This window comes from Paraburkholderia sediminicola (genome assembly GCF_046027825.1).
In the GTDB taxonomy this organism is placed as follows: domain Bacteria; phylum Pseudomonadota; class Gammaproteobacteria; order Burkholderiales; family Burkholderiaceae; genus Paraburkholderia; species Paraburkholderia sediminicola_D.
On record NZ_JAQQDU010000019.1, the window covers coordinates 18126 to 32384 of the forward strand.

The following is a 14259-nucleotide window of genomic DNA, read 5'->3' on the forward strand; positions in this document are numbered from 1 at the left end:
GTACCTTGACCTGAATTCCTGCGCTGCATATAGTGTGTTGGCACTCTCTGTGGCGGAGTGCTAAAGGGTCGGATTGGCCACTTTCCTTTTTGAGAGGGCCAATCATGGCTGACAAGCATCAGGTAATTTTCTATCCCGTCGGTAATGGCGACACAACGCAGATCATTCTGTCGACTGGGCGGCGCGTCCTCTTCGACTTTTGCCATCGTGAAAAGGCGGAAGATCCTGGCACGCCTGAAATCGATCTCAAAGCCCGACTGAAGGCCGATCTCAAAAAAGCCGATCGGGACTATTTCGACGTCGTGGCTTTCACACATGCGGATCTAGATCACATTCAGGGCAGCACGGATTTCTTCGAGCTGCAGCACGCGAAGAAATACCATGGCGAAGGCCGCATCAAGATTCGTGAACTCTGGGTCCCAGCCGCGATGTTGCTGGAGGAAGCAGACAACGATCACCAGATGGAAGAGTTCGTCTTGCTGCGCCAGGAAGCTCGGCACCGCCTGCTAGAGGGCAAGGACATTCTCGTGTTCTCGAAGCCGCAGGCTTTGGCCGACTGGCTTGAACCTCTGCTGAAAGAGAGGGGTGAAGCAGCCAGCGCACGTGACCATCTGTTTATCGACGCTGGAACGATCGTGCCGGGCTTCGAGCTGACCAAGGACGGTGCAGAATTCTTCTGCCATTCGCCTTTCATCAAGCATTGCGATGAAGGCGACATCATCCGCAACAGGGCTTCGCTGATATTCAACGTCCGGCTTAGGGCCGACGGGCAGGACTACGACTATCTGGAAGTGGGTGATGCGACATGGGAAGAAATCGAAGATATCGTCAACACGACCCGGTATCACAAGAATGAGGATCGGCTTGCCTGGGATCTGTACAACATTCCCCATCACTGCAGCTATCTGGCATTGAGCGACGAAAAGGGCGACAAGGAAACAGAGCCTAAGCCCTTGGTCAAGGATCTGCTACTGCTCGGTAAAAGAGATTCCTACATCGTCAGTTGCAGCAAGCCGATACCGGACGAGAAGAGCTCGTATTCGCAAACGCAGCCGCCTCATATCCAGGCACGCAAAACCTATGAGCGCTACTTGAGGGAAGTCAACGGCCGCAAGTTCCTCGTCACGATGGAGGAACCAAACGGCAACAAACCCGAGCCCATCACCTTTGAGATCACGGGCGGCGGCGTAAGCTGGATTCGTTCGACGTCCATCGGGGCACCGGCCATCATTCTGTCTTCGCCACCGCGGGCGGGCTGATGGCCGACGACTATTACGAGTTGGCGAATGTCGTTGAGCTTGTGGACGCGGCGGCGTTGACGATTCCGCGCACCAGGCTGCTTCATGATGCTGTCGCGCGACAGCGCGATTTCACGATCGTACGGCTTCTGCAGCACAGCGAGGGCGATGTGCCGAAGCTGGAGTGCCTCGTCGTCGACGTCGAATGTGATGGCGTACCGCCTAAGAATAGTGCCGGTATCCACTATCGGGAGCGCTTGGCGCTTTGTGTGCCGGACGACCCTAAACGGCTCGTCGACGTGTTGGCGCTGCGTAAGGATTTTCCCGTCCTGATGCACCAGAATCAGGGTATTGCTGGCGTTCCGGCCAACCTCTGTCTCTATTTCGAGTCGGTCACTGCTGTGATGCGGACGTGGACGCCGCAAAGCTTTTTGCGGCGTATCCAATGGTGGCTCGAAAAAAGCGCCAGAGGTGAGCTGCACCCGGCGGATCAGCCGGTCGAACACCTGTTCTTCGCGACGCCGTACGAACTGGTTTTGCCGTGGGACTTAGCTGCCCTGCGCAAGAACACTGACGTTCGCTTCATCCTGGCCCGCGGCGCGGACCGTCCCAATGGAGGCTTCACCTCCTTCCTTGAGGCGGTTCCAAGAGATGCGCCGGTCAAGGCCGGCGAGGCTACGCCGATCGAATTGACGTTGCAGCCGATCGTGCATGGTTTCATGGAGCGCGACCCGGCAACATTGGGGCAATTGGCCGATATTCTCTCCAGACGAGGAGTGGAGTTGCTGCCGGTCCTGTCGACCGCGCTGCAGGCGCGGGTCGGCGCCAAGGGTGCGACCGCTTCCGCCGGAGACAAATGGACGGTCATCCTACTCCATATCCCCATACGTCGGGCGGACGGCGAAGAGCCGGTTGGGATCACGCACCGCGCCTTCATGACGCTAATGGGTGGACTTGAACTTGGCGTGGCCACTGGCGCCTTGTTCTTTTACGACAAGCAATATTTCAGCGCAGCGGGCGTACTCGACGCGGAACCGGCGATTGCGTGGCGCGAGCAGCTAGTGTTTCCAATGGACGTTTTGAGCAGAAACGACGTCCAAGCGGCCAGGAGACAGTCGGGTATTGACGAAGAGGGCCCCAACGCCGTGCTGATCGGCGCAGGCTCCCTCGGCAGCGCGATGCTCAATCTGTGGGGGCGTGCTGGCTGGGGTCGATGGACTGTCATCGACAAGGACCACATTAAACCGCACAACCTGTCGCGGCACGTGGCCTATGCTCAGCATGTTGGCGACCCTAAGTCTGATGTCGTGGCAGGCCTGCACGCCGCAGTCATGAATGGTGCCACGGTTATAACGCCAATGAACGCCGATGCGACTGACTTCGAGCAAAGCGCAGTCAAAGGCGCGCTGACCAGCACGCAACTAGTCATTGATGCGTCAACGACGCTGGAGTATCCTCGCGCGGCAAGCGCCGTCGATGCGTTCGCCAGGCACGTATCGGTGTTCATCACGCCAAGCGGCGACGCTGGAGTGCTGCTCGCCGAAGATGCTCAGCGTTCGCTTCGCCTTCGAACACTTGAAGCGCAGTATTACCGCGCCCTGATTCAACAGGAATGGGGACGCGTTCATCTCGCTGGCGACGTCGGTTCGTTCTGGAGCGGCGCAAGCTGCCGGGATATTTCGATGGTCATGCCGTATTCGCGGATCATGGGGCACGCTAGCACGCTCGCCGAACAGATCCTAGTGGCGGCCGTGCATGAAGGCGCAATGATCCGTGTGTGGCAGCGCGATCCAGTTCGAGGCTCGGTAGACGTTCACGACGTACCGGCCGTTGCGGAGCGCCGCATGTCATTTGACGACTTCGATTTGTTCCTCGACGCCGGCATAGAGCAGCAATTGAGGGAACTGCGCACGCAAGGTTTTCCCAATGAAACCGGGGGTGTGCTGCTTGGCTACTACGACTTCAACATTGGCGCGGTTGTCGTTGTCGCGGGCCTGCCAGCGCCGCCTGATAGCAAATCGAATCGCGACTCGTTCGAGCGTGGCATAGCAGGTTTGGCGGAAACCGTCTCCGAGGCATCCAGAAGAACCGCCGGCATCGTCGGCTATATCGGCGAATGGCACAGCCACCCTCCGGGACACACCAGCTCGCCCAGCAGGGATGATCTTTTGCAACTTGTCCATCTGGCCCTAGGCATGGCCGACGATGGACTGCCTGCTGTGCAGCTCATAGTCGGCGAAAGCGATCTACAGGTCGTGCAGGGGATGATGAGGTGAGCTTCCGCATCGATATGTCCGACATGCCAGTACGGCACGAGCATCGCGTTCAGGGTGTCGCTGCAAAACAACTCCATAACGCGCTTTGGATACGGGCTATATAAATTCGTTGATTCGGACCCATCAGTCGTGGATCGCCATAAAAACTTCCTGCAGCAGAAAAATACACAAAATCTTCGGGGTTTTCCGTGCCTACTAATCCGTTTGTCCAGTCTCCCAAAGATCGGCCCCAATTGCGTCCCGTGAAAACCAGATTTCGAGCTTACACGCTTGGGGAAGCCGGCTCGTCTTACTCGTACTTCGCTGACAACCATTTCACGCTGATTGAGGCCCGGCGAACCGAGGAGCGCAGTTACAAGTCGTTGGTCCATGAAATGGCTATATGCGAAAAGGACAATATCGATACCTTGCACATCACCAGTTGGGATACCGACCACTGCAATCTGGGCGATCTAAAGTGGATTTTGGATGAACTTCGGCCGACGAAAATCGAATATCCTGGCTATGAGCCCCATACGGACACCGCTCGCGAGTGTCTGAAAGTAATCAAGGCCTACCAAGTCCTGTGCGTGCGCCAGAATCGCAAATCCAAGCTAATAAAGGTCGACCCGCCATACATTGGCGGTCTCGCCAGTAGCACCCACCTTGGCTACAACGACATCTTTTTTCATCCAAAGCAGTTGCGTGAAGGAAATTCGAACGAGAATTCAACCGTCAAGCTTTTCCGCACGGGCATGTTCAACGTTGCTAGTCTTGGCGACGTCGGTCATGTAGATATCGGGGCGTTGCTGAAAAGCAGCAAAATCTTTTGCAGTGAGGTCGACGTCTTGATTCTTTCCCATCATGGCGCGAAAAACGATGTGAACACGAGGGCGTTCATGCAGGCCGTCAAGCCGAAGCTCGCCATTGCCACCACGAACTACTCCAACATGTATGAGCATCCAGCCGAATCTGTGTGCCAAATGCTTCGATCATTAAATGTGGACCTCTGCACAACGAAACGAGGCGACGTCATCGTGGAGTCGGTGCGAAATCACACCGTTGCGTACCAAGCGACGACCTATATCGGCAATCCACAAGAAGTCGAATGGCAAGAAGAGTTTCGGAGTAAGAAAGCTGATCTGCTTACTGTGTCGGGCGATAACTTGCGAGCCCGGTACCAGTCCGGTACCCGTCGACCGTAAGTAACGTCCTGAACGAACAAGCCACGTTTGACGACTAACCAGCCAAAATTCGATAATGTCCGAGCGATCAAACAGAGAAATGGGTGGGTTACCGGACGCAGCGACGACCGAGGACGCGAAGCCACCTCGCCTCGGGCTTGCGGCATCTGGCGGCGGAGTGCGAGCAGCTGCGTTCCACGCCGGCGTCCTGAAATATCTTGCTGAACAGAGTCTGCTCGAGCGGGTGAGGCATATTTCTTCGGTTTCCGGAGGGAGCCTTTTCGTGGGCCTTGTCATGTGCCGTGCTGGCTATAGATGGCCAACGTCCCAAGAATATACGGAGCGCGTCTACAACGAGGTCAAAAGCACCCTGACAACCACATCCCTGCAACTCAGTGGTGCTCTTCGCCTGATCTTCAATCCGCTAAACTGGCGATTCGCACTATCGCGGGCTAACGTGCTGGAACAGACCATTCGCACGGTTTGGGGAGTCAATGCACCCTTGAGTTCAATGAGAGGCGGTCCGGTGTGGTCGATCAATGGCACGACTGCGGAGACCGGCCGGCGCTTTCGATTCAAGAATGGCGAATTTGGCGATTACGAACTTGGCTACGCGCATGCCGGGCCACTAAGCCTGGCTTCTGCATTGGCCGTGTCGGCTGCTTTCCCGGGAGGTATCGGCCCGTTGTCGGTCAAAACGCACCGGTTTGCGTGGAAAAAGAGTACAGAGTGGGATCCCGACGCAGTACCGATCGGTATAAAGCCTCACTTCAAACGCCTTCATCTATATGATGGCGGTGTCTATGACAACCTCGGAATAGAACCCCTTTTTGACTGCGGCACGCAGCGGTTCAAGAAAGGCCGGGACACGCCAATCATTGACCACTTGATCGTGTCGGATGCCGGCGCTCCATTTGCGCGAGCACGCATTAGCCACCCGCTCAATCCGGCACGCTTCAAGCGAATTGCCGACATTGCGCTCGACCAGACGAGAGCTCTGCGCGTTCGAAGCCTTTCGAACTTTCTCATCAACAATCCCCGCGCTGGCTTGTACCTACAAATCGGTGCCGGCGCCCTCGCTCAGATAAAAAAATTTGGTGCAGGTCGACCTGCGCAGGCCGTACTTCTGGCGGACAAATGGCTCGACACCACAATGGTGAAGGAAGCCGCAGCCATTCCTACGTCACTAAAACGCTTGTCGGAAGAAGAGTTCGACCTACTCTCGCAACACGGGTACGAGACGGCGCGATGGAACAGTGAACTTTGGCGTTAACGGATCTCCGACGCAGGTGTAAAGTCGTTGAACACCTCCGAGCCTGTAGGCCTCCGTAAACAAAAATTTCGTGACGGGGAAAGAGGGAAAGACAAGGACTCGTTCAGCACGTTGCGCGCTCCTTTAACTTTTGAGCTTAGCAAATCTCAATATGCAAACTGTATCGGTAACGATTGATTCGGCAGACCGGATAGCGTTTGAACGCATCTATTGGAAGTGCGTTAAAGAAGCGCGGCCAAAGCAACCAGGGGAACTGGTCCTGTCGTTTGACCTGCCAGCGGCGCAATTCGTGGAGAGGTCTACGGTGTATAGAGGCGTTCCCGCTTGGTTGCTGGACAATTATCTCTCTGACGCGCTGCGGGAGGAAGGCATGGCGTTCGAAGTAGGTTAGATCCGTTGGGTCGTTGAGCGGGCGGAAGGACAAATCGCGCTCTCGAAACTTTCATCGCGCGAAGGCTGAAGAAGCCAAGGAAAACCGTGAATACCCATGAACGTGATTCCTGCTTTGTAAAATGGGCGGCATGACGGTACTGATGACGGTATCGTCGGCCTCAACCCTTTTTGGGGGCGGTGACGTCGACAATTTGGTCGAGCGTACATCGCCGATCATCCAAAGCCGGCCGCCGAAAGCCATCGAGTGCCAACCTGCAATGTCGGTATGGGTGACGGTATTGCATTACTCAATGCGCGCGATAGTGCCGTCTCCGCAAGGGTTCAGCCCTTCGATTGACAATCGAGTGGGAATAATTGAGTCGGGATTCAAGGCCAGTTCGCAAGGACCGGATCTGTAGCGTTCCGCGCGCCTTGTTCTGGTCTGTCCAGGCTCTTGATCTCGCAGTATGGGTAGGCGATGACCTGGAGATGTGGGAGCCAAACCTGGCGGCGCTTTGCGGGCAACAGTTGGAGTCGGCTGCCTTCCCGCTTGCGCCAGGCTGCATCGAAGTCATCGGAAATGCGGCAATGAGGCGTGGGTTGCCGAGTACCCACATCGTCTCGGGCGCCGGTCACGACGCATGTTATGTGTCACGCGTCGCGCCGACTGGGATGATTTTTATTCCGTGCATCGGCGGTTTGAGTCACAACGACCTCGAAGCCGCGGCACTAAGCGGCTGGCGCAAGCGTGTTGCTGCACGGTCCCCGATCGTCCCCGTTTCGCTGCAGGCGGTTCGCGTCGCTCGAGACCGTCTATCCCGGGGATCGGTGAAGAACCTAGAAAAAGTCCTTGCGCAATTGGACACCGAAATATCGCGATGCGTCCCTCGGCACGGCAATGGCAACGTAGCCGGTGCCGTTAGCCATCGCGGCGACGTACGACTTGTTGAGCAGGTTCTTTCCAATCAGGGCAATGCGCCACCCGCTGTCGAAGTTGAGCGCGACACTCGCGTTCATGATGCCGTAAGCGCCTTCTTCAGTCGTTGCCGTCGCGGGCAGAGAAAATTGTTCACGAGCCTGCCAGAAGTAGTTTGCATAGAGTTCCAGTTCGGGCCCGAACGGCAAAGGGTGCCGATAGTCTGCTGAAACGTTGGCCTTGAACGTCGGCGCGAACGGCAGTCTGGTCCCGTTCACGTTGCAACTTGCCTGCGCCCCCGATGGGCAGGCGAACTGTTCCACGTGGGCATCGGTCAGGGCGAGACCGCCGTTCAGGGTGAGACCTCTGACCGGACGCGTGCCCAGATCGAGTTCTACGCCCCGTGTCACTACAGATCCGGCGTTAATGAGCCGTGTGACCACCTGCCCGGCGACCGTATCGAAAAAGTTCGCCTGATAGTTTTCATAGTGTGCGTCATACAGTGCCAGGTTTGCGGTGTAGCGATGATCCGGCGTCTGTGCTTTGATGCCGATTTCGTACGAGTTGGATTCCTCCGGCTTCAGAGCGGCGGTGTCGCGCTGCTGCATGTTGAAGAACGTGTCGATCGCGGGGCCTTTATAGCCGTGCGAATAGGTCGCGTAGATCATTGCATCGTTCGTCAGATCGAACTGCAGGCCGGCGCGTCCGGACAAGCCGTTGGCATCCGTGAATCCAGACGAGGCGAACGACGGATTGATCCCCGGAACAGCTACGCCGGAAGTCGACGTGCGGGAAAAGTTGTAGCCGACTTCGTCGTGCGTCACCCGTGCGCCGAGGATCGCACGCAATCTCGGTGTGATGTGGAACGTGCCTTCGCCATACGCGGCGAGGCTATTCGTGAATGTGTCGAATACTGCGTCACCGGTGGTCGGTGCAAAGGTCGAGGCGCCGGCAGCGCAAGGTGTCAGGCCCGGTGCGACGCTGGGAAGCGTCGAAGACAGGCAACTGACTTCCGCACGGTTGTAGTTTTCATCGTCCTGCGTATGCTGAAGGTATAGTCCCGCGACGTAATCAAAAAAACCTCCTTTGGGCGAGGTCAGTCGCAACTCCTGCGAAAGTTGCGTGAAGCCGACGTAGCCTCGATCATTCTCCCCGGGTATTGCGGTGTAGATAGTGGGGACGAACGCTTCGTCGGTGTATTGCGTATTTAGCCACTGTCGGTAGGCCGAGATCGACGTCAGAGTGAAGCCACGCCCGATGTTCCAGTCAACCTGCGCGGATAGCCCCCAATTGGTATCCTTTTCCGCCGGACCGTACGGATAATTGACCGTGCGGTTCTGCAAGCTGGGTACGACCGGCGACAGTGCCGTCGCGAACAGCGGACTCGTCGCTTCACCTATTACGCCGCTGGCGTACGAGTCGTGCGCATACATGTAGTCTGCAATGAACGTCGCCTTGATATCCTGCGTCGGCGTCAGAACAAACTTCGCGCGAAAGCCCTTGTGGTTGTAGCCGTTGATTTCCTCGCTGTTGTGGACGTTCGTTACATTGCCGTCATAGCGTCCATAGAGTGCGGTGAACGATCCGGTCAGAAGGCCTGGGAGGATAGTGCCGCTGACGCCCGCACTCACCCGTTGTTCTCCCCCTTGATAGATCTGCGTGTCGACAAAACCGACCGGCGTCTTCGACGGGTCCTGCGTAACGATGTTCACTACGCCGGCGGTGGCGTTTTTGCCAAACAGGGTTCCCTGCGGGCCGCGCAATATCTCGACATGATCCACGTCGAGCAGATCGAGCGTCGCCTGACCGGGCCGTGCGTAAACCACGCCGTCGACAACGGTCGATACCGACGGCTCGACGCCAGGCGACGTGGAGTTGGTTCCCACGCCGCGCACGGTCAACGTCTCATCCTTGCTCGACAAGGCCGGTTTGAACGTAAGCTCAGGCACCAGGGTGACCAGAGACTGAACGTTGTTGCTGCCCGAACGTTCGAGGTCTTGCGCGCTAATCACGCTGACGGCGACCGGCACTTTCTGTAGTGGTTCGCTGCGCTTTGTCGCCGTGACGGTCACGGGGGCGAGCGTGGTCGTGTTGCTGGGGCTTTCTGGTGCAGCCTGAGCGTGAGCGAGCGTTGCTGCGGCGGACAATGCTGCGGCGGACAATGCTGCGGCGGCGATCGACGTCGTGGCCGGCCTGCGACGGGAGCTTAGACGTGGTCGATCTATATGCATAACTAAGTGTTTCATATGCTGATTTATGGTTCTCGTGTGTTATTAATCGTTATACGGTCGACCCGATAAGCATTCCGGTCTCCCCTATAGTTCAGGCACCGGGCGGGAACCCTAGTGCTCCGGCGTAGTAAGAATCGACAGCCGTTCGATACCCGCATGCTCTATTGACGCAACCGTTCGCGCGACCAGACGGTAAGGCAGATCCGCATCTGCCTGCAACGCGATCGTCAGATCATCGTGCTGCGTATGCAGGGCGTGCAACCGTGCTTCGATCTGATCGGCCGCGATAGGCTCACGGTCAAGGAAGATGCGCTCAGCGCCATCTATGCTGACTGTCGTGACGTGCATGGGTTTCGGTGCGGAGGTCGCCACGGTTTTCGGCAGATTCACACGGACCGAGTTCGTGAGCAGCGGCGCAGTGACAATGAATGCAACGAGCAGGACGAGCATGACGTCCACTAGCGGCGTGATATTGATTTCGCTGAGCACGTCATCGGCATCGTCACGGGTAGCGATGGCCATCACGCCACTCCTTCGAGTTGTACCTTGGCAAGCCGCTGGGGTGTGGCCGTGGCGGACGTACGGAAGCGGGCCTTCTGGGCCAGCGTGAGGAAACCCGTGGCGAATTCATCGAGATCCGCAGCGAACGCCTTCGAGCGGCGTACGAAGAAGTTGTAGCCGAGAACGGCCGGAACCGCGACAGCGATGCCGATGCCGGTCGTCACGAGCGCTTCACCGATTGGACCGGCAACGACATCGATGCTGGCCGATCCGCTATGTGAAATCGCCGTCAGTGCATGGATGATGCCGAAAACCGTGCCCAGCAAACCGACGAAGGGCGCCGTACTGCCGATCGAGGCGAGCACCGCGAGGCCATTGTCGAGCGAGCGGCGCTCGCGCTGGATTTGCTGTCGTAACTGCCGTTCGAAGAGTTCGCGCCGATCGACGCTGTGCTGCAGATCATGCGGCGTAGCGGAGGCGGGTTCGTTCAGCACGGCAAAACCGGCGCGTGCGATCTGCGCCGCGGGGGCGCGGGAAATGCTGAGTCTTTCCCCGTCCTCGAGCGTTGCGGCTGACCAGAACTGTGCGGTGAAACGCGTATTGTCGAGCGAGGTGCGCACGTACCGGGTACCTTTCGCAAGAATGATGGACCAGGTAACAAGTGAGAAGATGCCGAGCAGCCACAATGTGCCGTCGACGATCAGGCGGTCGGAAATGGATTGCATCGTATTGCCTTCGATTCAGTTTGAAAGATTGAAATTGACAGGAACGCTGACCCAGCCGTCGATAGCGGTGTTCCCTCGTTTTGCGGGAAGAAACAGCCAGTTCTTCACTGCTGAAATCGCGGCGTCATCAAGCGGACCGTGGCCGCTGGTGGTTTGAAGTTCAACCCGGTCAGGTCTGCCAGAAGCAAGAACATGCACGTGCAGTACGACCTGGCCTTGCCATTCGTGTTCTCGAGCGACACGTGGATAGTCAGGTGTAGGGTTGTGCAAATAAGCTGCATTGCCGATTGGCGCAGTTATCGGCTCATCGGCTGACGGAGCGTCGACGTGACGCTCGGTGCTGGCCGACGCAGCCGCGGCGGACGGCAGCGCCGAGGCCGCTGTCGGGCTGGGGGATTGCGGTGATTCCGGGGAACGCACTGACGGCGCTGCGCGCGCGGTCTGAGCGGCTTGCACGGGCCGGTGCGCTTCAGGCGTGACTCGCACCTGCGAGCGCTCAGTATGCGCGATAGGCGGGCGAGGTTTTGCTGGCTCCGGTGTCGCATGCTCAGGTTGAGCCGATGCAGGCAGAGGTCGCGGCAATTCGACGAGCTCCACCACCGCTGGCACCGGCGGTAGCGGTGATTCGACATGAGCCTTGTTGGTCAGAATCCAGACAACGACCACACCGTGCATGGCAACGGCCGTCGCGACCGACAACGCGGTGGTGCGATTGCGCAGTCTATCTGGCAGACGCATCGGCATCTCGAATGCGAGCGTGCTCATGCCGCCCTCTGCGCACCAGAACGTGCCGGCTTGCGCAAACCGAGGTGGTCGCGAAGCGTCGTGCCGGTGTATCGGGTGCGGAATAGCCCGCGGCGCTGCAACTCAGGCACGACCAGCTCGCAGAATCGTGTGAGGCCATCGGGAAGATCCGCGGGCATCACATTGAAGCCATCGGCAGCGTCGGACTCAAACCATTCCTGCATGGCGTCGGCGACGCGCTTTGCCGTGCCTACGACCGCGTGGTGTCCGCGTCCAGCGGCGATGCGCAGATAAAGATCCCGGATCGTCAACTGCTCGCTGCCGGCGAGGGCGGTCAACAGAGCCTGTCTGCTGCGTTGTCCGCTGTCGGTCAAAGGCAGCTCGGGCAACGGACCATCCAGTGGGTAAGCGGATAGATCGAAGTTGCCGAGCATCCGGGCAAGCATCGCGACACCTGCTTCCGGATCCACCAGAGATTGCAGTTCGAGAAACCTTTCCTGTGCCTCGGATTCACTTTCGGCGACGATCACAGAGATGCCGGGCATGATTTTCATCTGATCCGGCGCACGTCCCGCGGCGATCGCGCGTTTCTTCATGTCACCATAAAAGGCTTGCGCCGATGCCAGATTGGAATGCGCCGTGAAGACGACATCCGCCGTGTGTGCCGCCAGGTTGCGCCCTGCTTCCGACGATCCAGCCTGGATCACGACCGGCCAGCCTTGTGGCGAGCGGGGCACGTTGAGTGGGCCCGCGACGGAAAAATGCTTGCCCCGATGGTTCAGGACACTGAGTGTGCTCGCGTCGTAATAGACACCAGTTGTCTTGTCACGAGAAAAACTTTCGTCATCCCAACTATCCCAGAGCCCGGTCACGACCTGGTAGAATTCGTGCGCGCGTTCATATCGCTCGGCATGGCCGATATGTTCCGCACGGCCGAAGTTCTGGGCTTCTGCTGCGTTGTCGGATGTAACCAGATTCCAGCCGGCGCGCCCGCCGCTCAGCACATCGAGCGACGCGAACTTGCGTGCCACGTGGTAGGGCTCGTTATAGCTCGTCGTGACAGTCGCCACGAGGCCGATCCGATCGGTCGCGACGGCGAGGGCGGGCAGCAGCGTAAGCGGATCCAGACGGTCTGAACGCGCGGCCCGGGTGGCGCCAGGGGCGACATTCGCCGCCACGTTGTCCGCGAAAAAGATCGCGTCGAAGCACGCTTTCTCGGCGGCTTGCGCCAGCGCGATGTTGGCTCGCAAACTGGTGCCCGCGTCGGCCTGTACCGAAGGATGCCGCCACGCAGCGACATGGTGTCCCGTCTCCATCAGGAAAGCGCCGAGATGCATTTGACGCGTGCTTGCACTCATAGTGTTCTTATCTGTCCGGTGTCTGTGTACGAACTGCGGTCTTCCATTATCATCATTGGACGCCGCAAATGGTTAGCGCTAACATGTGCCGAATATTCCAACAGCATCAGGGCCGAGTCAAACAATGAAAGCAGCAAAAGATATGCGTGATCCGACTAAGCAGAAGCCTCGTCTCGATGACGCAGGCGCGCGGCGCCGACGCAACACGGGTCGCATGACATTGCGTGACGTCGCCGGGCACCTTGGCATTTCGCAGATCAGCGTGTCGCGCTATTTTCAGGAACCGGAGCGTCTGTCGGAGGAATTACGCGAACGTATTCGGAGTGCGGTGGCAGAACTCGGCTACGTGCCTAACCTGGTCGCCGGCGGTCTGGCCTCCGCGAGGAGCCGCGTGATCGGGATGGTGCTGCCGAATATCTCGGGGCCGATCTTTGCCGAGACGATTCAAAGCTTCAGCGATGCAGTGACGGCACGTGGCTATCAACTGCTATTGGCATCGAGTTACTTTTCGGCCGAGCTCGAGGAAAACGCGGTGCGGGCTTTTCTGGGGTGGTCTCCGGCCGCGCTGGTTCTGACTTCGTATCATCATTCGGCGGCAACTGAAGAGATGATCGCGCGCTCGAGTATTCCGGTGATCGAGACATGGGATTTTCAGCCTGACCGGGCGCCGATCCAGATCGGCTTTTCGCACGTGGACGTAGGCCGACTCGCCGCAAACTATCTGGTGGAAAAGGGATATCGGCGGATCGCATTCGTGCAGAACAGTGTGGCCGGCGATATCAGTGCGCTCGATCGACGCGACGGCTATATTGAAGTGATGCGTGAGAATGGGCGTAAGCCTTGGACGTTCGTTCCGACAGAAGGGTTGCCGTTTCATGCCGGCCGGCAGGCACTCGAGGCGCTCGTCAATCGGCGACAACCGGCCGACGCGATTATCTTTGCCAACGACAATCTCGCTTCCGGAGCGCTACTTGCGGCGCGCCGCGCGGGCGTGGACGTTCCGGGCAAGTGCGCGATTATCGGCTTCGGCGACTACGCATTCTCGGAAATGTTGAGTCCGAGCCTGACCACTATCCGGCCACCCGCGCGCGAGATCGGTGAGCGCGCGGCCGCGACGATTTTCAGAATGGTCGATCAGGACGAATCGCTGACCACCGACGGCGATGAGGGTCGCTTGCACGCGTTGCCTTGCGAGCTCATCGAACGGGAAAGCACGTGTATCGTCCGGTAGCGTTGAGGGCCATGCCGGTTCGACACGCCTTGATTCTCTGTGCGATGCGAGGGCCGGCCGCCGACTGCGCTGTGAACGTTGGCTTAGTCTAAACCGGTATATCCTCCGCGCTATTCGTTGTTTGACCCGATTCCGGCGATGCCCCACCATTCTAAATGGTAGCGCTAACCATGCGCACGTTGCATCGACATTCGACGCTGTCACCCGCGCCACGCGCGGCACTCGCCGAGG

At 58.4% G+C, this 14259-nt stretch carries 10 protein-coding genes; 5 read left to right on the forward strand and 5 right to left on the reverse strand.

The window, feature by feature from the left end:
- Positions 1–104 precede the first annotated feature (104 nt).
- The 4 genes from mblB to PQQ96_RS12985 all read left to right on the forward strand — a co-directional run bounded on the left by mblB (position 105) and on the right by PQQ96_RS12985 (position 5950).
- Entirely contained in the window at positions 105–1259 is a 1155-nt protein-coding gene (mblB, locus tag PQQ96_RS12970) for an anti-phage 6A-MBL system MBL-fold protein (RefSeq protein WP_408292185.1), read from the forward strand.
- Complete coding sequence (cap2-3, locus tag PQQ96_RS12975; protein WP_408292187.1) at positions 1259–3514, forward strand: anti-phage 6A-MBL system cap2_3 protein; 2256 nt, start codon at positions 1259–1261, stop codon at positions 3512–3514. Before mblB ends, cap2-3 begins: the two co-directional genes overlap by 1 nt.
- Before the next feature lie 242 nt (positions 3515–3756).
- On the forward strand, positions 3757–4698 hold the full coding sequence (locus PQQ96_RS12980; protein WP_408292188.1) for a ComEC/Rec2 family competence protein: 942 nt from the start codon (positions 3757–3759) through the stop codon (positions 4696–4698).
- Positions 4699–4777: 79 nt separating this feature from the next.
- On the forward strand, positions 4778–5950 hold the full coding sequence (locus PQQ96_RS12985) for a patatin-like phospholipase family protein (protein WP_408292331.1): 1173 nt from the start codon (positions 4778–4780) through the stop codon (positions 5948–5950).
- A gap of 1209 nt (positions 5951–7159) precedes the next feature.
- Here the strand turns inward: PQQ96_RS12985 and PQQ96_RS12990 are convergent.
- The 5 genes from PQQ96_RS12990 to PQQ96_RS13010 form a co-directional block, all read right to left on the reverse strand.
- The gene (locus PQQ96_RS12990) at positions 7160–9385 is read right to left on the reverse strand and encodes a TonB-dependent receptor (RefSeq protein ID WP_408292190.1); all 2226 of its coding nucleotides are present in this window, start codon (positions 9383–9385) and stop codon (positions 7160–7162) included.
- 195 nt (positions 9386–9580) lie between these two features.
- A complete protein-coding gene (locus PQQ96_RS12995) occupies positions 9581–9991 on the reverse strand; it encodes an ExbD/TolR family protein (RefSeq protein WP_408292192.1) in 411 nt (136 codons plus the stop codon).
- A complete protein-coding gene (locus PQQ96_RS13000) occupies positions 9991–10695 on the reverse strand; it encodes a MotA/TolQ/ExbB proton channel family protein (RefSeq protein WP_408292193.1) in 705 nt (234 codons plus the stop codon). The genes PQQ96_RS12995 and PQQ96_RS13000 overlap by 1 nt, the downstream gene beginning before the upstream one ends.
- Before the next feature lie 15 nt (positions 10696–10710).
- Positions 10711–11460: an energy transducer TonB gene (locus tag PQQ96_RS13005; RefSeq protein ID WP_408292195.1), complete on the reverse strand. Its 750-nt coding sequence runs from the start codon at positions 11458–11460 to the stop codon at positions 10711–10713.
- Positions 11457–12797 carry an LLM class flavin-dependent oxidoreductase gene (locus tag PQQ96_RS13010; RefSeq protein ID WP_408292197.1) on the reverse strand — a complete coding sequence of 447 codons (1341 nt, stop codon included), beginning with the start codon at positions 12795–12797 and terminating at the stop codon, positions 11457–11459. Before PQQ96_RS13010 ends, PQQ96_RS13005 begins: the two co-directional genes overlap by 4 nt.
- Positions 12798–12939: 142 nt before the next feature.
- On the opposite strand from PQQ96_RS13010, the gene PQQ96_RS13015 reads away from it, so the two are divergent.
- The gene (locus PQQ96_RS13015) at positions 12940–14028 is read left to right on the forward strand and encodes a LacI family DNA-binding transcriptional regulator (RefSeq protein WP_408292198.1); all 1089 of its coding nucleotides are present in this window, start codon (positions 12940–12942) and stop codon (positions 14026–14028) included.
- Positions 14029–14259 lie beyond the last annotated feature (231 nt).